Genomic DNA, 20306 nt, shown 5'->3' on the forward strand with positions numbered 1-20306 from the left:
GATGAATAGCCATCATACACAGACCACCGAAGAGCCATGGTACAAACAGTTTTGGCCGTGGTTTATTTTTCTATTGCCGGCATCGGTTGTGGTGGCGGGAGTCGTCACAGTCATCATCGCTTTTAACAATGCCGATAGTTTAGTGGCCGATGATTACTATAAAAAAGGTTTAGGTATTAACCAAACTCTGGCAGAAGATAGCGCCGCTACTGATTTGGCAGCGACTGCCACTATTGAAATTGATGCACTAACCGGTGAGGTCAGGGTGCAATTATCCGGTGAATTTTCTGTACCACCCAAAGACCTGGTGCTGGAATGGATACATCCCACCAGCCAACAGCAAGACATCTCAATGAGTTTGCAAGCAACACCTACCAAGGCTTATGGCGGTCAACTAAAGTCATCCGTTAGTGGTCGTTGGTATCTGGAATTATCATCGCAGCAGCCGGTGGCATGGCGTTTAAAATCAGAAGTGATTTTGGACGCAGCCAATAGCGACAGATATCAACTGAAATTAACCAGCGGCGCGGAGGGCTAATGCCAATAAACCAGCAAGCCAGTCCCGAAAATTGTTTTCACTGTGGTTTGACCGTAACCACCGGTGATCAATTTTGCGCTGAGCTTAATGGTAAGCAAGCCCATTTCTGTTGTCCTGCCTGTAAAGCGGTTGCTATCACGATTGTCGACAATGGCTTAAGCTCTTTTTATCAATTTCATGAAGCCAACCAACAAGCGCCAGATGCCCTATGGGATGAAGCGGTGTTTGCAGCTTTTGATGACCAGGCCTTTCAGCAGCGTTATATCAGCCATTCCCAACAATCTCCCGATATTGCACAAGTACAGTTATTGATAGGCGGTATGCATTGCGCGGCTTGTGTATGGTTGCTGGAACACTATTTACTAAAGTTACCCGCTATTGAAAAAGTCTCAGTTAGCCTGACCGAACAAAAAGCGGTGCTGCATTGGCGTTTGCAGGATTTACCCCTCAGTGAAATCTGCCGGTCCATCGCCACACTGGGTTATCAAGCTGAGCCCTATAGCCAAAACCAGTTACAGGAACTACGCCAGCGAGAAAACCATCAAGCGCTGCGGCGTTTAGGAGTTGCCGGTATCGGCATGATGCAAGTGGGTATGTTTGCCATTGCCTTATATGCCGGTGCTTTACAAAGTATGGCCCTTGAATACCGCGATTTTATGCGCTGGGTGAGTTTTTTAGTAGCCACTCCTGTGGTGTTCTATGCTGCCCAGCCCTTTTTTATTGGCGCATGGCGTGGCATTAAAATGAAATCACCCGGTATGGATTTACCGGTTGCACTGGCTATTGGCCTTGCCTATTTAGCCAGTGTTAAAGCAACATGGTTGGGTGGCGGTGATGTTTATTATGACTCGGTGACGATGTTTACCTTTTTATTATTAACTGGCCGCTATTTGGAAATGCGTGCACGGCATTTTGGTGGGCGCTTAACCACGGATTTAAACAGCCTGCTACCCAGTACCGTGTTAAAAGTTAATACTGCAGGCAAGGCAGAATCTTTGCCGTTATTTAAAGTGAGCGTTGGTGATACATTATTGATTAAGCCCGGCCAGATCATTCCCGCCGATGGTTCAGTGCTTGAAGGTTCTAGCAGTGTCGATGAATCTCAAATGACTGGTGAGTTTAGCCTGCAAAGCAAAGCGGTCGGTGATGATTTGGTGGCTGGTACCTGCAATGGTAGCGGCGTAATGACCCTGTTAGTGGAAGCGGTTGGTGCGGATTTAAAATTACAGTCTATTAATCAATTATTGCAAACCGCACAATCCACCAAACCTGTTATTGCCCGTATGGCGGATAAACTGGCCAGCTACTTTGTGGTCTCTGTGTTATTGCTGGCCGTTGCCACTTACAGTTATTGGCATTTTATTGCCGCCAGTGACCAGGCTTTCTGGATTATGCTTTCTGTGCTGGTGGTTAGTTGTCCCTGCGCCTTATCACTGGCTACCCCTGCCGTATTAACGGCGGCCACCAATCGTTTGAGGGATTTGGGTTTGCTGGTTACCCAGCCTTATGTCTGGGAAAAAATGACGACTATTACCGATGTGGTTTGCGATAAAACCGGCACTTTAACCAAGGGTGAGCTGGCCATTAGTACGGTATTAATACAGGCTAACTTGAGCCGCCAACAATGTCTGGATATTGCCGCGGCCCTGGAATGTTATTCCGAACATCCAATCGCCAAAGCTTTTGTTGGCCAGCCTAAAGAAATCCTGCCAGTTAATGATATTGAAGTGACACACAGTGCAGGTTTGCAAGGGGTGATTAATGGCGAAACCTATCGCTTGGGTAGCGGTGATTTTGCCGCGTTATTGTATGGCGATGCTGCTGCAAGCTTGCCCTCCGATGCGGAACAAGGCCAGTGGTTGTTATTAAGTTCTACTAAAGGCCCAGTGTGTTGGTTTAGATTGCAGGATAGTTTACGCGAAGATGCCAGCGCTTTAATTGCCGGTTTACAAAGCCAGCAGCTACAGGTCCACTTATTAACTGGCGATGCTTCCGGGGCGGCTCAGCAACTCAGTGACACTTTATCGATTGACCATTGCACAGCTGGTGCCACCCCTGAGCAAAAACTCCATTATATTCAGCAACTGCAAGCTAATGGCGCCAAAGTATTAATGTTAGGCGATGGTATTAATGATGTGCCTGTGCTGGCGGCCGCGGATGTTTCCGTTGCCATGACCAACGCCTCCAACCTGGCCAAAACCCATGCCGATAGTATTTTACTGTCGGGCCGTTTAATGGGGGTTATGCAATTATTTAATGTGGCGGCTAAAACCCGAAAAATTATTCAGCAAAATTTGGCGTGGGCTTTGTCCTATAATGTATTAGCTATACCGCTTGCAGCCATGGCAATGATTCCACCCTATTTGGCCGCTATTGGTATGTCGCTAAGTTCTTTGGTGGTGGTGATTAATGCCCTGCGAGTGCAGCGCAAAGCTTTGCAGCCGGTCAGCGATAATACGCTACCGCCTGTCTTTGAAGGGGTGGCTGCCAATGGATAGTATTTATATTTTAGTACCGATTGCCATAGTGTTTACGATGCTGGCTGTGGCGGCTTTCTTTTGGGCGGTCAATAACAAACAGTATGATGATTTAGAAGCATCGGCACACAGTATTTTATTTGATGATGACGCTGATCAAATCGACCCGCAGGTCAACAGTAGTACAGTGACTGACGAAAAGGTTGCTGATGATTGAGTTAACACTAGGCAGTGCTTTTATTATTGGTTTGTTGGGTAGCAGTCACTGTTTGGGGATGTGTGGTGGCTTAAGTTCAGTGTTAGGTGCCGCACCAAAAGAGGGGGCTAATCGCCACCGTATTTTCAGTTATAACGCCGGGCGTTTACTGACTTACACGGTGATTGGTGCAGTAGCCGGGTTATTGGGTGAGGCGCTATTGGCCGCTATACCTCAGTCAGCGGTAGTATTAAGAACCGGGGCGGGTTTATTGATGATTGCCATGGGCTTATATGTCAGCCAGTGGTGGATGGGGCTGACCCGGCTTGAGCAGATAGGTGCGATACTGTGGCGCGCTATACAGCCGCTGACGGGTAAATTAGTACCGGTTAGCAATCATCGGCAAGCTTTTATGTTAGGCACGCTGTGGGGGTTATTGCCCTGTGGTTTGGTGTATTCCACCTTAAGTTGGGCCCTGGCTTCGGCGCAGTGGCAGCAGTCGGCTTTGCTGATGTTGGCTTTTGGTGCGGGTACTTTACCGGCGATGTTGTCGATGGGTTATGCCGGCGAGAAACTGTTGCAGCGTTTACGCCAACCGCGTTTTCGCAGTGTAGCCGGTTTGTTGATTGCAGTGATGGGGGTAGTGACGTTGGCTACGCCTTTTTATCACAATGGTCATATCGATCATAGTGAGCATACCCATCACCAACATCATGATATGTAGTAGTTTTACTGGTATAAATGCTTGAAAGATAAATAATAGAGAAGGTTGAGGAGAACAACATGATTGCAAATATGCTGGGCCTGTTATTCAGGCCAAAAACACAATGGCAACGTATTGCCGAGAAGGATCAGTTTTCCTTCTTTTCTGCCTTTTTTTATACCGCTATTTTGGCGGCTATTCCTGCCTATGCATGGTTTTACGGCACGACTAAAATCGGCTGGAGCGTGGGTGATGGCGACACCATTAGAATGACTGCTGATAGCGCGGCGGTGATTGTTGGTCTGTTTTATTTCACTATGGTGGCTTCGGTTTGTGTGATCGGTTATATGATTCACTGGATGTCTCATACCTATGGTACGGATTCCAGCACAGTCAAAGGCATTGCTGTTGCCGGTTTTTCTGCCACACCCTTATTTATTGCCGGTGCGATTGGTTTTGTACCTGTCTTCTGGGTAGCCTTATTAATTGGTGTGTCGGCGGTTAGTTATGCGGTGTATTTATTGTATCTCGGTATTCCGGTTGTGATGGGTATTCCACAGGAGCGGGGCTTTTTATTTTCCAGTGCAGTGATTGCTTTTTGCCTGGTGATTTTAATGGCCATTATGGGCGGTACGGTGATTATGTGGGATATGGGTGCGGCACCTAGCTTTACGGATTAATCAAGCATCGTCATTGGTTATTTATTTAATGGTCAAAAAGGGCACGATAGAGATATAAGCAATGGCTGCTATCGCTATGACAATCAGCAGGTGTTGCAGCGGGGCTTGTTTAAAACGTGCGCTGAAGGGCAGTGGTGGCTCCCGATCCTGTAATTGTCTTTGCTGCTGGTACTGCGCCAGTAGTTCTTTACTTCGCTCGAGTTGTTCTTTATCCCTCAGCCATAGTGCTGCCACTGAAATTCCCCAGCGTCCAGCATCGGTTTCATAGTAGCCAATATGGTGCTCGTCTAATAACTCCCTTACTTCTTGAGCTTCTTCATCGCTAACGCCGTTAAGTTTAAAAAGCAGTATTGACATAGTTTGGTTTCAGGGTCTGGTTTCAGGGTCGGAGGTTGTTAGCGCTATGATAAACCCTTTATATCTAAAGAACAGAAAAAGAACGCCACAAATACCGCCATTCCCGGAATGACGGCCCTTTTTTTTGGGGTTGTGGCCTTTGCCAAAATCACCACTTCCCCTAGCGATTCCCCACTAATCAAGGTATCGTAAGCACTTCAAAACCACCCCAAAAAATACAGGTTTTCTGATGCACGAGCAACGCCGATATATGCGTGATAGTAGCCGGACGCAGATAGAAATAAGCCACCCCAGCTTTGGTATGATCGAGCTAAAAGCCAGGGATTTATCCGACGGCGGTGTGTTCGTTATGTTGGGTAGCCACATCGCTCCGCCAGTGGGTACCGTGGTTAAAGCGCGGATCAAACGCCATACCGGAATTATTAATCAAGACCCTATTGATATGCAGGTTGTTCACCACCAGTCTGGCGGTATGGGCTTGATGTTTGTTTAAGATGCGTAGTACTGACGATAAAAAATGTAAGTTAAAACATGCTTGATGATAATAATAACCAATCCGAACAGGGTTTGAATCACCTCGATAAGCTGCTAAAACAGCATTGGAACCTTGGTCAGAATATTTTGCTTTGCTGGTGTTTGGACTCGCAGGGGATTCTGGTACTGCCCGCACCGCATTATTTTCTGGGACGCTTTTCCGCAAGCCTTGGTGATTGTGCTCCCGTTGATCGATTAGATGCACTTAATGGCAGCTTTATTCGCGAGCTTATTTCCGGCACTCGTTTATTATCCGCTGAAGATTTTGATGGCGCGGTTAGCCGTTTAAGACTTGAACCAGTTAGGGTGAAACTGCCTTCGCCGCTATCGGCAACACCTGAAAATATCGCAGCGGTGGATGGCTTGATCCAGCGCTATAGCATTAACTATGTAAAAAGCCGCGCGGTACTACTGTTTGATATCGTCGATTTTTCTTTGGTCTCTTCTTTCGAGCAAACCAGCCAGCTTAATAGCTTGTCCTATTCATTAAACTCCGCCCATAGTAAATTGCTTGAGCAAAATATTGATATTAACTTTTCCCGTACTACCACCGGTGATGGTTACTATGTTTGGCACCAGCACGATACTCCTCGTGCCAATCTGGAATTATTCGAGTTTATGATTTTGGTGGTTGCGGACAATGCGCTGGCGCAATTGGCGGCAGCCGGTGCCAGCAGTGGGCAGGTGGTGCCAAAAATTCGCACTGGTTTTCATATTGGTAGCCATTTTGAGTTCTTTCAGGTGGAAGGGCTAAATCCGGGAATGAATTGTTTTATTGTGGGTGATGTCACGATTGAGTTGGCCAGAATGCTCGATTTAGCGGGCTCCGGCCAGATATTTATCGGTGATTTTGATACCGTGGTGCCCACCTCCAGCCGCGAAGAAGCTTATTTGATAGCGGCTGATAGCCAGCGCTTTGTTGAGCGAGCCGTTAAGCAAATGGCGGGATTAAAAGGGGTAAGCCTGTCGGATGAAACCATTGAGAGTATTCACTGCTTTTTATCCGGTGAATCCGGGGCTTGCGGTGGCCAGACGGTGCGGCGTTTTCGGATTACAGATAAACATGGCCGCACGCGCAACGTCTATAATCTAAGAATCAATATTCGCACCGCTAACAGGCCCGTTATGCTCGGATTACACGACAGTGAATTACCTGGTAAACATGCCCGTCGCAAGGCGGATGGAAGCAGACAGCAAAGAAAGAAAGCCTTCCAGGGTTTGCGTTCTAAACCGAGTGCTTCTATTGCTGTATTTGAAGACTAACCATGGCCAATCAATAAATAGCTAAATCAGGAACCTAACGGTATGCCTCAATCTCGTCTAACGATGGATGTTAGCGGTTCAATTGATGTAACTGACCCCGCGATGGTCAGTAATGCTGTGTTGGCTATATTCCAACGCCGTTATCCCGGTTTTGACTTCAGTTTAATTGAACGCCTATATAAAGATTTTGCTGCCTTGTATCGCGGTGAGCTTGAAGGCTTTTTTGCCTGTGATACCGGTTACCACGATATCCAACATGTATTGGACGTAAGCCTGGCCATGGCCAGGCTTATTGATGGCTATGATGCCAGTCAGCCCGAAGTTGATCAGTTGGGGCCAGAGCTTGCTCTTATCGGTTTGATTGTCGTTTTATTTCATGACTCAGGTTATATCCGCCGCAAAGGCGAAACAGGTATTCAGCACGGCGCAGAATATACCAAGGTTCATGTTAGCCGCAGTGCGCAGTTTATGGCGGAGTATTTGCCCAGCGTCAATCGCGGGGATATTGTGGAGCTAACCGGCAAGCTGGTGCACTTTACCGGCTATGAGTTTAGCCCGGATCAAATTGAATTGGACAATGACAAGCAGCGCGTTGTTGGTAGCATGGCCGGCACCGCTGATGTGATTGCGCAGATGGCAGACCCTGCCTATTTGGAAAAATGCCGCGACCATTTATATCCGGAATTCCAGCTAGGCGGTATGACCCGTCAGCAATTAGACGATGGTACTGAACAGGTGGTTTATGCTTCCGCTGAAGACCTGTTGTTAAAAACCCCAAGCTTTATTAAAAGTACCATTACCCAAAGGTTGGATGGCCATTTTAAGGGTTTGTATCATTATGTAGCCCCGCACTTTGGTGGCCGCAATTTATATATGGAAGCGCTGGAAAATAACTGCCGCCATTTGGAAACATTAATTGCTGAAAATGATTTGTCGCTATTAAGCGGCGCTTCATTAAGGCCTTAGTCAGCCCGTGTCTATTGGAGAGTTAGCGGTTCAGGGCGGTGCGGAATATTCCCGACAGCTTGCTGACCAACTGCAATTGCCTCTGGTCGATAAGACTACCGCTGAACATTTCCCCTATGTATTACGTTATACCGAAAAAGGTTTGGCGATTGCCCAAACCGGGCGAAAGGCTGCCGGTCCGGTGGTTGTTGACTTTGCCGGTGGCGGGTCGGCCCATCGTCGCCAGCAAGGTGGCGGTGAATTAATTGTAAAAGCGGTAGCCGGTGATAAAAAGAATCGCCCAAGCGTATTGGACGCAACGGCAGGTTTGGGCCGAGATAGTTTTGTGCTGGCCAGTTGGGGTTATCCCGTGACGCTTTGTGAACGTTCACCCATTGTAGCTGCGGTATTAAATGATGGGCTGGAGCGTGCTCGTTATTCCGATGACAGCGAGTTGTTGGCCATTATGGCGCGGATGAAACTGGAAACAATGGACGCCATCACTTATATGCAAACACTGACTGAAGCAACAGCGCCGGATGCTATTGTGATTGACCCTATGTTTCCCGCCTCGAAAAAATCCGCGCTGGTAAAAAAAGAGATGCAGGCCTTTCATCATGTGGTGGGTGCCGACCCGGATAGCGCCAGCTTGCTGGACCAGGCGCTGGTAACAGCAAGGCACCGTGTTATAGTAAAACGCCCTAAAAAAGCAGAGTACCTTGCGGGCATAAAGCCTAATTTTTCTGTTGAAGGAAAAGCCATACGCTTCGATATCTATAGCTTAAGGGCTTATGGCAAATAGCTTGAAGACAAAACTTACTGGGTTCCCACCGTAGCTTGCCCTCGAGGTTTTAGTCGGGGGCGGGAATGACGGGGTGGGGGGGGTAGATGCCCGGCAGTACCTGCTGAATAAGAATATCAGAGAGATGAAATAATGGCTCAAATACTCTGTTTATTGCTCTTGATATGCCCGCTCACCCTGGCTGCTGAGGAGCGGTTGTGGGTGGCGAATTTCGCGGTTGATGGCCAGGGTATTAAAGCCTTTAAACAAAAAGGCTTTGTCGGCAGAACGGAGTATCAAGTCGTGACTCTGGATAACCGGCCGGTGCTCAGGGCAAAGAGTGCCAGAAATGCATCGGCCCTGTATCGAGAGATGGATATCAACCTGTTGCTAACGCCTTTTTTAAGCTGGCAGTGGCGGGTTGAGAACACCTTGTCGATCCCTGATCAGCGCATCAAAGATGGAGATGACTTTCCTGCCCGGGTTTATGTGGTGGTCAAACAAGGCTTTTTCCCCTGGCAGACCAAGGCGCTGAATTATGTTTGGTCAAACAATAAAGAGAGTGAACCGTTTTGGGCCAATCCTTTTACTACCAAGGCGGCAATGATTCCGGTGAGGGCGGGGAGAGATGGCTTGGGTCAGTGGCATACTGAGCGAGTTAATGTGGCGGATGATTTTTACCGGGTTTTCGGTGAACGAATCGAGGCGGCTCACGGGGTGGCCATTATGTCCGATACAGATAATAGCGGTGGCAGCGCCACCGCCTATTTTGGTGATATTTTTTTTAGCCAGTAGGTCGTTGTAGTATCAGGCTGCTACCGCCAACGAGTCACATCAAATCAAGCTAAAAACCATGGTATTTCACAAAGCTATCATTTTCAGCGCGTGTTGAACGCACGTGGTTGGCGGCGAAACTTTCATCGGGGTAACCCATTGCAATACAGATCATAATATTCTGGTCATCGGGAATTTTGGCATGTTCGCGGACAACATCAGACTGCATAATACCTTGACCATTAATGACGCAACCTATGCCTCGCTCCCAAGCGGCAAGAACAATACCGTAAGCCAGTGACCCCAGGCCAAACTGAGTAATCGCTGCCGGCTCGAGATACTTATCATAGGTGAGAACCAGTGAGACTGGGGCATCAAATTGGCGAAAACCCCTTAGCATCCAATCCATGCGCTTTTCTTTGTCGTCGCGCTCAATACCCATTGCCTCGAATAGCTGAATAGCGACATCAACTTGATTTTTCCGATGCCCTCCCTCGTAGTCTTCCTTGTAGGGAAAATCCCGGACATGGGGCTTTCCTGCCAGGGTGTTGTTGGTATTGCCTTCACGAATTTTGTCCAACACTTCACCAGCTACGGCATGGATATGCCAGGTTTGGGTGTTGTAGGAAGTTGGCGCCCACTTAGCGGTATTGATAATCTCATCAACGAGCTCTTTTGGGACAGGTTTATCCTGGAAGCCGCGAGTACTTTTTCGCGACTGGGAAAATTGGGTGAAATTCATGAATCATCCTTAAAATAGCGGTTTTTGATTGTGGTAGTGTTTTTATCATAACTTATAAGTTATCTGGTTTATTAGAGTTAATTCGTTACCATCTTCAATTTTCCCAGATTACCGTTTCGTATTCCCCATCAGGAATTTTGTCTATCGTATAATCGATTACATTTGCACCTTCCACTAACGGGGGCCATAGAGATTCGATCATTTGATCATCGATTGAATAGAGCACCTTGCGAAGCTGGTTTAGTTTCTCAGGATTTAATACAGAAAGATCTCGCTGTTCGGTTGGATCCTCATTCAGATTAAAAAGCCAGGTTTTACCGCTTTGTTCAAGTAGTTGCAGTTTCCAGCCATCTTGTAGCACGCTTTTATAACCCCCACTCCTCCAGAAGAGCGGCCTGTCTAATGACGGCTGTTGCGGGTCAAGCGCCACTTTAAGAATGTCCTTACCGTCGATGATGCGATCATCAGGTAGCGCAATGCCGGCTGCGGCAAGCACTGTTGAAAAAATATCAATATGTGCCACCGGCGAGTCATATTGGCTGCCAGCTGCTATCTTTTTTGGCCACTTGATAAAATACGGTGTATGAATCCCGCCCTCAAAAAAGGTCATTTTCCAACCCCGGTAAGGTTTATTTAGATCGGGAAGACCGACGTAGCCAGCTCCGCCATTGTCGGATGTAAAAATAACCACCGTATTGTCCGAGAGGCCATTCTCCTCAAGCGAGGCTAACACCTGACCAATGCCGCGGTCGAGGCCGCGTATCATCCCGGCATAAGTCCGCTCAGTATGGTCTTCAATATGGTTTAAGGCGTCATAGTCGTGCTTTTCAGACTGCAGTGGTGTATGCGGCGCGTTGTAAGCCAGATACATAAAAAATGGTCTATCACGATTTGCTGCAATCGCCCTGGTCGCCTCGCGACTAATGTAATCTGTTAGGTGTGAGTCAGGTTTAAATCGATCACTTTTATTAAATCTCACAGCGTAACTAAGATTTGGCCAAAGAAACTTGTCAATCGGATCAAAGTCCTGCTTTGAGTTAACGACATTTGGATCATCCTGCTCCATAAACAATGCTGCACCCGCGTGGAAACCCAGAAACTCATCAAACCCCTGATCATTCGGTGTCATACCTTCATCAGAGCCAAGATGCCATTTCCCTAGCGCTATAGAGTGATAATTTTTTTCTTTGAGTGCTTCAGCTAAGGTCAGCTCACTGCCTGGCAAGCCCAGAGAGTTGTAGGATGGATAGTTCTCCAGATTTTCTTCTATAAAGGCGTCACCGGCCGTCAGCTTCATAAACGGTGCCGAGGCAGGTGTAAATTCAAATCCGGCTCGGGTGGGATAACGGCCGGTGAGTAATGCTGCACGAGAGGGAGCACAGGTTGCGTTGCCGCTGTAACCGTTGGTGAATTGAATCCCCTGCTTCGCAATCGAATCAATCTGTGGTGTCGGTACGCTGCCATCGCCTATACCACCGCCATAGTAGGTAATATCATTGAAGCCAAGATCATCAACAACAATCAGTACGATATTGGGAAGCTTATCAACGTCGTCACCTTCTGACGGTGACTTGCCGGGTGCTTGCTCCCAGGACACTGGCTGGTTTTCTCCAATAGGGCTAATAAATTCAGAGACAATCCCCGGCAGGTAATACCAATACTGTGAAAACAGATAACCGCCAACTACGCTTAGGCTAAACAGGCCAATGATTACTTTCTTCATTATTTTTATTCAATAGCTTCCAGGTAGGGTAAAAAGTATGGGGAAGTTTACTGGAAGAGGGGGGTTACCAGTTGTTATATGTGGCAATTTAATTGTAATATCTGGCAATTTTCTCTGTGACCCTTTCCTATAACTAAAACCTTATATTCTTTTTTCTTATTTACTTGGCAGTTTCTAAAACTCTTCTATACTAAGGTAGACCAACTTTTTAGAAGTGCACTAAGTGATCGGGTTGATTAAGTTGATTAGTGGTGCGCTACATACATTTCTTTTGGTGATTGCGTCCTCTGTGCAGAGCAGAGTTTCACGTTGTAGCCGGTCAAAATATTCGTTGTAGTAGAAGCTGTAGCAGGCGTTGTAGTCGTAAGTATTAAGTCGACAGCCATGTGCCAGACGTATGGCCTTGTCGCAGAATCTCGAGGGAGAGCACGTAAGATTTATCTACGTGCATTTTTGGGGCGGGCCTTGTGCCCGCCCTTTTTTATTGCCTGTCATAAACCTTCCTGGTCATCATCTTGTTGCGCTTTAGGCGCACTTATGGTCTTATTGCGCGGCTCTGAAAAGGGCTCAATATGCAATGTGTTTCAATTTAATGTAGAAAGGAAAAATCATGAAAGTAGTTAAAAAAACCTCCGAGTACACTATTTCACAACGTCGCGATGGCCGTTATGCAGTAGTGGGTAGTGATAAAAAGCCTGTTAATGGCGACGACAAAGTAAAAATCCTGTTAGCTGAAGAGCTAATCAAAGTGACTGCACCAGCCCCTGCACCAGAGCCAGAAGTTGAAGAAGCCCCCGCTGAAGAAACGGCTGCCGAAGAGGGTGATGCTGCTGAGTAATTAGCGGTTATTGTTGATATTAAAGGCGCTCCTGGTGGGCGCCTTTTTTATGCTCTAAGTCATTTCGGCCTTCATTCTGATTGAGGCCTCATACTCTTGTTCAATCTTATCTTGCAGCTCAGCCTGGGCGATGCCTTTTTTGCGGAAGGCCTTTTGTAATCGCTGATCACGGCGTGACTTGCGGTGGCGGGCCACCAAACTCTTGAACAGACGCTGGTGGCAGTCACCACTAATCAGTTCCGTGACTAAATCCATCTCGATACCGGTGCGATAGGCAATGCGCTGTGGGTGGATTTTATAGGCATGAAATTCCGCAACTACATCTATTTGCTGTCTCAGGCTTTTTTCACTGACCTTGGCATAGCTACCTTTGTTGTTTTCTGCTGAGCACATTCAGCTTGCCTTATTCCTTAATTGATTAAGCAGGGTTATTAAGCATTACGTTAAATATTGCCTGATAAAAGTTTATATCCCAAATGACAGGATTTGTCACTGATAAGCGATAGTGTTGGTTGTTGCTTACTTGATTTTCAACTACGCTAAAAGCAGGTAGATCATTTTATGTACAAAGTTTGGTTTACCGTAAAACCTGGAGAAGAAAATATAATAATCGAGCGATAGCTCAGGAGGGGGAAATGTTTAAGAAAAGTGTGGCTTTGTCTATTGCGGCTTTGGCGTCCTTGTCGATGTCTGTAAGTGCCCAGTCGAATTTTACTGAATTGGTTGTTTTTGGTGACAGTTTGATGGATACCGGAAACTTCGGTAATGGATCTCGTTTTACTAACCAAACCAGCCCGGGGGTGTTTGCTCCTATAGCACCTGATTTTTTGGCGGCGGGACTGGGTTTGACGTTAACCCCAGCGATTGAAGGTGGCACCAATTATGGTGTGGGAGGCTTTCGAACGGCTAATATTTTGCAGTCAGTTGCGGGTACCGGTATTGCTACACCCGCTGGTACAGCCAATGCTTACTTAACTAATGTTGGCGGGGTAGTACCAAGTGGCACGTTAATTTTGATCGATGGTGGTGGTAATGACCTTCAGGACCTTTTGCTAACTGGCCCTGATGCCGGGTTGGATATCCCGGGGTCGGTAAGTGCCAGGGCTGATAATTTTATTGCGGCCATTGGTGCCTTGGGTAACGCTGGTGCCCAGTATGTGATGGTAGCTAATGTGCCTGACCTAGGGAAAACCCCAGGGCTACAGGCTGCGGAATTGGGTGGTAGCGCTGGGGCGATTGCCGGTGGTACAGACTTGACTGCAGGCTACAATGGCGCAGTGGCTATTAAGTCGGCTCTTGGCTTATCAGGCGTTAATATTATCCCTGTCGATATCGAAGGCTTTGTTGATTATATCTTTGCCAATCCCGATGCTTACGGCTTTGCTAACGGCTTGTTGCCAGGTGGTGTGCCACCGTTGGATCAATTATCGATGTGTTATGACGATGTAGGGGCTGATTGTGTTGAGCACCCGGTCTATGGCATTGATGGCTCAGCCCCCGACCCAAGGGCCCTGATATTTAACGATGCTTTACATCCTACAGAACATGCCAGTGAAATCTTTGGTGATTACCTCAATGATATTATTCAGGCCCCGCAAACTATTGGCCTATTACCTGAACTGGCATTAACTGCTGCACGAACACAAACAACCGTGACTTCTGATGAGTTGCGCCGTTCTCGCTGGTCTAAGCCTGAGGGCCGTTTATTTGTAGCAGGGGATATGGCTTCGGATGACTATGAAAACGGTATACAACCCGAAGCTGAGAATACAGCCATTACTGTGGGTAGAACCTTTGTTGCTAGCGAAACGCTGATTTATGGTGCTGCGTTAACCTTTGGTCAACAAGAATTGGATGTATCAGGTGCTGACCTTGAGTCTGACTCATGGGGTTTAAGTGCCTTGGTAGGTTACCGCAAAGGAAATCTGTTTATTGATACCACCGCTGCGCTATCGGTCTTAAGCTATGATGGCCTTAAAAGGAATATCCAATTAGGTAGCAACACTATTACCGCAGAAGGTGATACTGATGGCCATGCCTGGACCATTGATAGTCTGGTGGGCTACGACATATTGTCGTCGGATACTTGGCATTTAGCTCCGGCTTTGGGTGTGCAGTACATCAATACCACAGTGGATAGCTATAGCGAATCGGGTGGTGAAATTTCTAATTACTCCTGGGGTGAGCAACGTCGTAAAAGTATGGTCTGGCGTTATGGTGCGGTGGCTGCTGGCCAGTTAACCGATAATATCCGCGTGTTTGGTGAAATATTCGGTGCCCAAGAGCAGGAAAATGAAGATCAAACCATTTCTATCACCAATACCAACCTTAACTTTGGCGCCTATTCGCTGCCTGGCTTCCAAGCCCAGGATGATTCCTACATCACGGCTGCGGTAGGTGGTTCAATCACTGTATTTGATGAGGCCAGCCTTAACCTTAGTGTGAATTATAGTGATCGAGGTGATGGTTATGAGCAGCTGATTTTTAGCTATTCTATGCCTATGTAATTTGCTATTCAGGTCGTTTAATGGCTCTGCTTACTAGCAGGGCCTTTTTTTTACCGTGCGATTAATTGATCTGGTCGCTATGGAAAATGGGCTCAACTGCTATGCTTAAAAAAGGTGACTGAGGAGGACGCTATGGACCAACAGCAATTACGCGAGTATTTAGACCAGCTGAATCAAGCGATAGACGGCATGCAGGCACCGGATGCTGACAAGCAGCAGTTAAATAACCTGATCGTTGATATCGAGCAGCAATTAACAGCACCATTGATGAATGAGCCCCACAGCCTGGTGGAGCAGGTTGATGAGATGGTGTCCGGCTTTGAGCGTGACCACCCAACAGTGGCGGGCATCTTAAATAATATTATGGTGACTCTGACCAGCATGGGGGTGTAGCTTATTACGCCTATTGAAGGCTTAGATAAAAACAGTCTAAGTCTCTTAAGTAACCATAATTTAGCTATCAGTATGAATAATTAATAATTTCAGTGACTTGGAAAAACAGTGATTACACTTATCTAATATGTCATCAATTTGTCGCTTCAAAAGTGTTAACTGTATATCTGTTAAGGATTCCTCTCTCTAATATACTTACTCCCAGAAAATACTATAAGGGCTTTTACGGCAATGATTTAGCGGAAAGCGCTAATGAGGAATAGCTAATGAGTACTGAGCAGGCCAACAACGATTTGATCTGGGATATGGACGAGTTCCAGCACCGCCAGATGGCAACAGAATTTGTAAAGCGTTTCGAGAATAAGCTCTGTGTTTATTCCGGTTCCGTTGAGCAACTCTACAGTAACTACAATATCTTTTTCCCTGAAGACGAGGGTAGAAAGATGGTTATTTTACCTGACCCTTATGCCTATCACGATACCTTCCAGAGTGTGCCTGAAGATGCGATTCAAATGACCGGTTTAACGATTGTGCCCGGTGAGTTGATTGGCAGGCAGGGTTTACACTTAACCATCCCCTTTAAGAGCGACGGTAAGAAGAAATATCGTGCTGTGCCCCTGCAGGCGGGCTTGAGAGCTATCAACAAACGTCGTCCAGCGGATAAGCCCTTCTTGCCGATTTTGATGAAGGGTGACCTGCGGGAAATTGAAAGCAAAGTACCGGCTTTGCATTTACACAGTATCCGTTTAGATAAGTTAGGTAGCCGCTCAGCTCTGGAGCGTAGTGGTATTCAGCAGGTGATTTCACAGAAGTTACCGGCTATTCAGTAGGGCTTTACTACAGCTTGAAGTTAAAGGGCATGCTAACTTCAATCGTTTCACCTTTGAGATTTTTGGGCACTTCCGGATAAGGTGCGGTTTTCTTTACAGCCTTGCGGGCGGCATTATTCAGCAGTTTATGTTTGGATTTGGTCGCCTCAGTCACGTCTATCAGCTTGCCGTCCCTGTTTACCGTTATTTTCACCACCACAAGACCTTCTTGCTTAAAGTCCATGGCGCGCTTGGGGTATTGGGTATTAAGATAAGTCAGCTTTAGCAGATTAGAGCGATATACCTTCATCAACCTGGCCTGTGTGGCTTGTTCTTCTGATACCGCGGGTTTGGTAGAGGCTGGTTTGGCTGTGACCTCTTCTTTGCTGGGGGCCGATGGAGGTGCTTTAGGTTTGGCAGCAGCGGTACTGGTTAATTCGGGTTTGCTGAATTCTATGGTGGGTGCAGGGGCAGCAACAGCAGGCTGGACAATGGCCTCAGGCTTGGCGATATCGACCGCGGGGGCGGTCTGCTTTGACCGTTTGGCAGTGACAGTAGTATCTGAGCTTGGTGGCGCCATAGCAACGGTGGTGGCAGCTGCAGCTGTTGCTTTGGTTTTACTCTTGCTGGGTTTAATCCAGCTGGCGACTTTTTTCTCCCGGGATTTGTCCGTGCTATGGTTTTCATAGCGCGTCAGTAGGTCAGTACCTTCCCGGTCAGTAGGCAGGGTCAGGATATGGTTTTTAAAGTCTGATGAAGGGGGTCTTTGGCCAATCCAGGTATTTAACAAAATATCAAAGAAGGCATTGTTGCGCTCAGTAAAGACTTTGGTGCCATCCAGATAAACCGTGGTACCGCGCTCCGGGTCCAGGTCGATAGTAATCACATCACCAGCAATCAAGTTATCTTTTGGCATATCGATAAAGGCCAAAATTTGATCGGAAAATTCCTCAAGAGATTCCTGGTCATTATTAATCAGGATTAACTGGTTCCACTGTTGGGCAAAACGGCGCGGCGACCACTTATCAATGGTAATGCGCATTTGCATGCGTTTTCTACCGGAGAAATTAAAGGTTGATTGCGCGTCCTGGCTCATGCTTTCCAGATACAGGCCACCGATATAATACTCTTTACGCAGCTGTACATAAGCCGCCAGACCGTTGAGCGGGAGCTCTTCAAAAGCAACGTCTTGTGCCTGTGCTGATAAGGGTGCTGATAAGGGTATCAAGACGCATACCAGGGATAAAAAAGCAGCTTTATAAAAGGGTCTTAAAAAAGCAGTTGCTAGCTGTGCAAAAATTTTTGTCATATATTTGATGCGTTTTTAGGTGGTGTTATTCATCCTGTTTGCGGCTGCAATTTGTTGATGAGACAGCAGTTTTATTCCATTGAAATATCATTTCAATGTAGTTCAGGATTGTTGAAAGTAAAGCTAATCGTTAGGTCTGCTATCGGCCATATTTGTATTATTCTTAATCACTTGGCGAAATAATATCGGGCCTGATTAACACTTCTGCTAATCCATATCGCTTTTCTCAGGAAAAAAGCTATACCTTATTTTTAGGTATAGTTTTAGATACAGTTTTAGGCATCGCTTTTTAAAGCGTCTGATTACGCAGTACAGGCAAAATTAGCTAATGAAAATCAAGGAATTATCTGCATACCAGAACAATGAGATCAGTGCTTTATTGGGCAATATCCCCTTTTTCAAAGAGTTGCAGGCCCGAGGGCAGGAGCAGCTTGCTGTTTTACTAAGATACTCCTGTTTAGTGGAGCTTGAGGCAGGCGAGACAATTATGCGCCGAGGCGATCGTGGCTCCTGGCTGTATTTTTTGATCAAAGGCCGTCTCTCGGTCTATCTGGATGAAGCAGAACAGACAGGGCCGTTGAATAGTATTACCCCGGGTGAGTTATTTGGTGACCTTGCTTTACTCTGTAATCATGAGCGCAAAGCCACAGTGGCAGCGGAACAGGGCAGCGGTAGCAACAATAGGAAGAACAAGAAAAACAAAAAGTGCCTGTTATTTGCCACTGACTTTAAGCCTTTTGGTGACCTTACCAACTACGGCGTGATTGACCTCCAAACCAAGATCGTGTTTTACCGTACTATGGTGCATAGCATTCGCTGGCGGTTGGAAATGAATCGTATGGATTACCCTAAGCATCCGCTGGTAGCCGAACTGATGCAAGTACCCACTTACACCGGTGAAAAAGGCGTGGAAGCAGAGTTGCAATCCTTGTTTAGCCAGGCACAGTATTTAGCTTCTGTACTGAATAGTTGGAATAGCGAGGGGGTGGCCATGCAGGATGTTATTGTCGTCAGCCCGGCTCATAGTTAAGTTGTTAAAAATCACCATTCTGGCTAGGTAAATTCCAGCACCGGTCTATACTGTAATTCTGGGGAAGAAGGATGCGAACTGTTATTAACTGACATTGGGCAACCGGTATTAAATCAAATGGATAGAGGATCTTCATGAGCATACCGCTATTGATATGTGATGACTCTAATATGGCTCGCAAGCAGGTGGTACGTTCACTGCCTCCTGCGTGGGATGTGGATATTACCTTTGCCACTAATGGTGTAGAGGGCGTTGAAGCTATTCGCGAGGGTAGAGGTGAGATGGTCTTCCTGGACCTGACTATGCCGGAAATGGATGGTTATGGTGTGTTGGAAACCATTAAGGCTGAAGGTCTTAAATGTATGGTGATTGTTATTTCGGCAGATATACAGCCAGAGGCCCGGGACAGGGTGACCAGGTTGGGGGCTTTGGAATTTATTCGTAAGCCAATCAATAGTGAAAAGCTTCTGGCGGTGCTGCAACAGTTTGGTTTATTTTAATGTCAGCTGCCTCGAGCGATAGCCTTCAATACTCGGAAGATCAACGAGATTGTTTGCAGGAAATTTGTAATGTTGCTGTAGGTCAGGTTGGCGATACCCTGGCGCGCAAGTTAGGGGTATTTGTTACCTTGCCTATTCCGGCCATTAATATCATCAAGGCCGAGCAACTGTCGCAATCCCTAAAGAGTTTTAGTTCGTCCGCAGGCATATATGCTGCCAGTCAATTATTTACATCCCGGCAAGATGGCAGTGAGTTATCGGGTTTGGCCCTGGTGATGTTATCTGAAGACAGCCTGAGTGATTTAAAAGAGCTAATGCCTGAACTGGCCAATACCGATGCTCTTATTACTGAAACCTGTTGTAATATGGCGCAAACCTGTTTGGATGCTTTATCAGAGCATTGGGGTTTGGGCTTTCAATCTGAAGCGCCTAAATTAGTCAGGCATGAATCACTCAAGGTGGTCTGCGAGTCTGTCGTTTCCAGCTGGAAAAATATTCTGGTGGTAGAGATTAATTACCACCTTGAAGGCCGTGCATTTAATGGCGATTTATTATTGCTGTTCCCCGATCAGGCTATTGAGGCAATGGCCCAGCGCCTTGATGAGTTATTAGCCTGATCCCCACCCAATACCTTGGCTCACATCTCTAAGGGTTAGAGGTTAAAAGGTTTAGCCTTGAAAGAAGCCAGGGTCTAACTGAAACTACAGAGTGAAACTACAGAGAAAGCGTGAAGGTAGCTGAGGAGTCGGGGGTAGGGTTGCGAAATAGTCAGGGCTAGCGCCGATTGAGTGTTTTGAGACAGCGAAGCGTTTTAAGGCTCAAAGCCGATTGAGGGCAGCCCGGAGGGCCGCAAGACCATTTCGCAACCCTACCCCCGGCTCCTCAGCGGGACCGTTCAACCACCCTCTACCCCACATGATAAATCACACATCACACAACTATTAAAGACCCAGCATCTGCGCAGAAATGACGTTGGTTCATAGTAGAGGGAGTTAAGTGCTGGAGGAAAGCTTGTCTTTGTGGAAGCGCCAGGTGCGGATGATTTCCAGTACATCGACATTGCGTCGCATGGCTTGGGGGAAAGGGTCATAGGGGGCGGCTAAGTGCACGATTTTCAGGGCTGCCTGGTCAAGAATTTTGTGGCCAGAGGATTGGAGGATTTTTACCTGATAGACATCGCCATTGGGCAGTATTGAAACCACCATCC

General features: G+C 46.9%; 23 protein-coding genes. 17 read left to right on the top strand and 6 right to left on the bottom strand.

The genetic code is table 11. The features are described 5' to 3' along the window. Nucleotide 1 precedes the first annotated feature (1 nt). From P8H32_RS07230 to P8H32_RS07250, 5 genes are read left to right on the top strand one after another with little or no spacing between them, the layout of a single operon-like run. Nucleotides 2-538 carry a FixH family protein gene (locus P8H32_RS07230; protein ID WP_297292772.1) on the top strand — a complete coding sequence of 179 codons (537 nt, stop codon included), beginning with the start codon at nt 2-4 and terminating at the stop codon, nt 536-538. Continuing rightward, the gene (locus P8H32_RS07235) at nt 538-3036 is read left to right on the top strand and encodes a heavy metal translocating P-type ATPase (RefSeq protein WP_297292773.1); all 2499 of its coding nucleotides are present in this window, start codon (nt 538-540) and stop codon (nt 3034-3036) included. The genes P8H32_RS07230 and P8H32_RS07235 overlap by 1 nt, the downstream gene beginning before the upstream one ends. Then, nucleotides 3029-3232 carry a cbb3-type cytochrome oxidase assembly protein CcoS gene (gene ccoS / locus P8H32_RS07240; protein ID WP_301088971.1) on the top strand — a complete coding sequence of 68 codons (204 nt, stop codon included), beginning with the start codon at nt 3029-3031 and terminating at the stop codon, nt 3230-3232. Before P8H32_RS07235 ends, ccoS begins: the two co-directional genes overlap by 8 nt. Then, on the top strand, nt 3225-3935 hold the full coding sequence (locus P8H32_RS07245) for a sulfite exporter TauE/SafE family protein (RefSeq protein ID WP_301088974.1): 711 nt from the start codon (nt 3225-3227) through the stop codon (nt 3933-3935). The genes ccoS and P8H32_RS07245 overlap by 8 nt, the downstream gene beginning before the upstream one ends. 59 nt (nt 3936-3994) lie before the next feature. Then, nucleotides 3995-4594 carry a Yip1 family protein gene (locus P8H32_RS07250; RefSeq protein WP_301088976.1) on the top strand — a complete coding sequence of 200 codons (600 nt, stop codon included), beginning with the start codon at nt 3995-3997 and terminating at the stop codon, nt 4592-4594. A gap of 21 nt (nt 4595-4615) precedes the next feature. Here the strand turns inward: P8H32_RS07250 and P8H32_RS07255 are convergent, their stop codons facing one another. Then, nucleotides 4616-4951 carry a DUF6164 family protein gene (locus P8H32_RS07255; RefSeq protein WP_297292777.1) on the bottom strand — a complete coding sequence of 112 codons (336 nt, stop codon included), beginning with the start codon at nt 4949-4951 and terminating at the stop codon, nt 4616-4618. A 229-nt stretch (nt 4952-5180) separates the two neighbouring features. Here P8H32_RS07255 and P8H32_RS07260 point away from each other — a divergent pair, with 229 nt between their 5' ends. From P8H32_RS07260 to P8H32_RS07280, 5 genes are all read left to right on the top strand, one after another. Then, nucleotides 5181-5444 carry a PilZ domain-containing protein gene (locus P8H32_RS07260; protein WP_297292778.1) on the top strand — a complete coding sequence of 88 codons (264 nt, stop codon included), beginning with the start codon at nt 5181-5183 and terminating at the stop codon, nt 5442-5444. 38 nt (nt 5445-5482) lie between these two features. Then, entirely contained in the window at nt 5483-6748 is a 1266-nt protein-coding gene (locus P8H32_RS07265) for a hypothetical protein (RefSeq protein WP_297292779.1), read from the top strand. Nucleotides 6749-6790: 42 nt separating this feature from the next. Next, nucleotides 6791-7714: a hypothetical protein gene (locus P8H32_RS07270; protein ID WP_297292780.1), complete on the top strand. Its 924-nt coding sequence runs from the start codon at nt 6791-6793 to the stop codon at nt 7712-7714. Between the two features lie 7 nt (nt 7715-7721). Continuing rightward, nucleotides 7722-8495, top strand: coding sequence for a class I SAM-dependent methyltransferase (locus P8H32_RS07275; protein ID WP_297292781.1), 774 nt, complete (start codon nt 7722-7724; stop codon nt 8493-8495). Nucleotides 8496-8627: 132 nt separating this feature from the next. Further along, complete coding sequence (locus tag P8H32_RS07280; protein WP_301088979.1) at nt 8628-9269, top strand: DUF3047 domain-containing protein; 642 nt, start codon at nt 8628-8630, stop codon at nt 9267-9269. A gap of 49 nt (nt 9270-9318) precedes the next feature. On the opposite strand, the gene P8H32_RS07285 is transcribed toward P8H32_RS07280, so the two are convergent. Both P8H32_RS07285 and P8H32_RS07290 read right to left on the bottom strand, forming a co-directional pair. After that, on the bottom strand, nt 9319-9990 hold the full coding sequence (locus P8H32_RS07285; protein ID WP_297292783.1) for a nitroreductase: 672 nt from the start codon (nt 9988-9990) through the stop codon (nt 9319-9321). Between the two features lie 94 nt (nt 9991-10084). Further along, a complete protein-coding gene (locus P8H32_RS07290) occupies nt 10085-11713 on the bottom strand; it encodes a sulfatase-like hydrolase/transferase (protein ID WP_301088981.1) in 1629 nt (542 codons plus the stop codon). 610 nt (nt 11714-12323) lie between these two features. On the opposite strand from P8H32_RS07290, the gene P8H32_RS07295 reads away from it, so the two are divergent. Next, nucleotides 12324-12551, top strand: coding sequence for a hypothetical protein (locus tag P8H32_RS07295; RefSeq protein WP_297292785.1), 228 nt, complete (start codon nt 12324-12326; stop codon nt 12549-12551). Nucleotides 12552-12605: 54 nt separating this feature from the next. On the opposite strand, the gene P8H32_RS07300 is transcribed toward P8H32_RS07295, so the two are convergent. Continuing rightward, a complete protein-coding gene (locus tag P8H32_RS07300) occupies nt 12606-12944 on the bottom strand; it encodes a hypothetical protein (protein ID WP_297292786.1) in 339 nt (112 codons plus the stop codon). Between the two features lie 242 nt (nt 12945-13186). On the opposite strand from P8H32_RS07300, the gene P8H32_RS07305 reads away from it, so the two are divergent. From P8H32_RS07305 to P8H32_RS07315, 3 genes are all read left to right on the top strand, one after another. After that, complete coding sequence (locus P8H32_RS07305; RefSeq protein WP_301088983.1) at nt 13187-15058, top strand: autotransporter domain-containing protein; 1872 nt, start codon at nt 13187-13189, stop codon at nt 15056-15058. 132 nt (nt 15059-15190) lie between these two features. Then, nucleotides 15191-15451: a DUF4404 family protein gene (locus P8H32_RS07310; RefSeq protein WP_297292788.1), complete on the top strand. Its 261-nt coding sequence runs from the start codon at nt 15191-15193 to the stop codon at nt 15449-15451. Nucleotides 15452-15717: 266 nt separating this feature from the next. Continuing rightward, nucleotides 15718-16281, top strand: a complete 564-nt coding sequence (locus P8H32_RS07315; RefSeq protein ID WP_297292789.1) for a hypothetical protein — start codon at nt 15718-15720, stop codon at nt 16279-16281. 7 nt (nt 16282-16288) lie between these two features. On the opposite strand, the gene P8H32_RS07320 is transcribed toward P8H32_RS07315, so the two are convergent. Continuing rightward, nucleotides 16289-17569 (bottom strand): TonB family protein, encoded by a 1281-nt coding sequence (locus P8H32_RS07320; protein WP_297292790.1) that lies wholly within the window; start codon nt 17567-17569, stop codon nt 16289-16291. Between the two features lie 328 nt (nt 17570-17897). Between P8H32_RS07320 and P8H32_RS07325 the strand changes: the two genes are divergently transcribed. The 3 genes from P8H32_RS07325 (at nt 17898) to P8H32_RS07335 (ending at nt 19716) form a co-directional block, all read left to right on the top strand. Then, nucleotides 17898-18599, top strand: a complete 702-nt coding sequence (locus P8H32_RS07325; protein WP_297292791.1) for a cyclic nucleotide-binding domain-containing protein — start codon at nt 17898-17900, stop codon at nt 18597-18599. Between the two features lie 134 nt (nt 18600-18733). Then, nucleotides 18734-19099 (top strand): response regulator, encoded by a 366-nt coding sequence (locus P8H32_RS07330; RefSeq protein WP_297292792.1) that lies wholly within the window; start codon nt 18734-18736, stop codon nt 19097-19099. Continuing rightward, nucleotides 19099-19716, top strand: a complete 618-nt coding sequence (locus P8H32_RS07335) for a hypothetical protein (protein ID WP_297292793.1) — start codon at nt 19099-19101, stop codon at nt 19714-19716. The genes P8H32_RS07330 and P8H32_RS07335 overlap by 1 nt, the downstream gene beginning before the upstream one ends. A 375-nt stretch (nt 19717-20091) precedes the next feature. On the opposite strand, the gene P8H32_RS07340 is transcribed toward P8H32_RS07335, so the two are convergent. Continuing rightward, on the bottom strand, nt 20092-20306 hold a 215-nt coding region (locus tag P8H32_RS07340; RefSeq protein WP_301088986.1), incomplete at its 5' end, for a TonB family protein.

Source organism: Oceanicoccus sp. (assembly GCF_029238675.1).
In the GTDB taxonomy this organism is placed as follows: domain Bacteria; phylum Pseudomonadota; class Gammaproteobacteria; order Pseudomonadales; family Dasaniaceae; genus Oceanicoccus.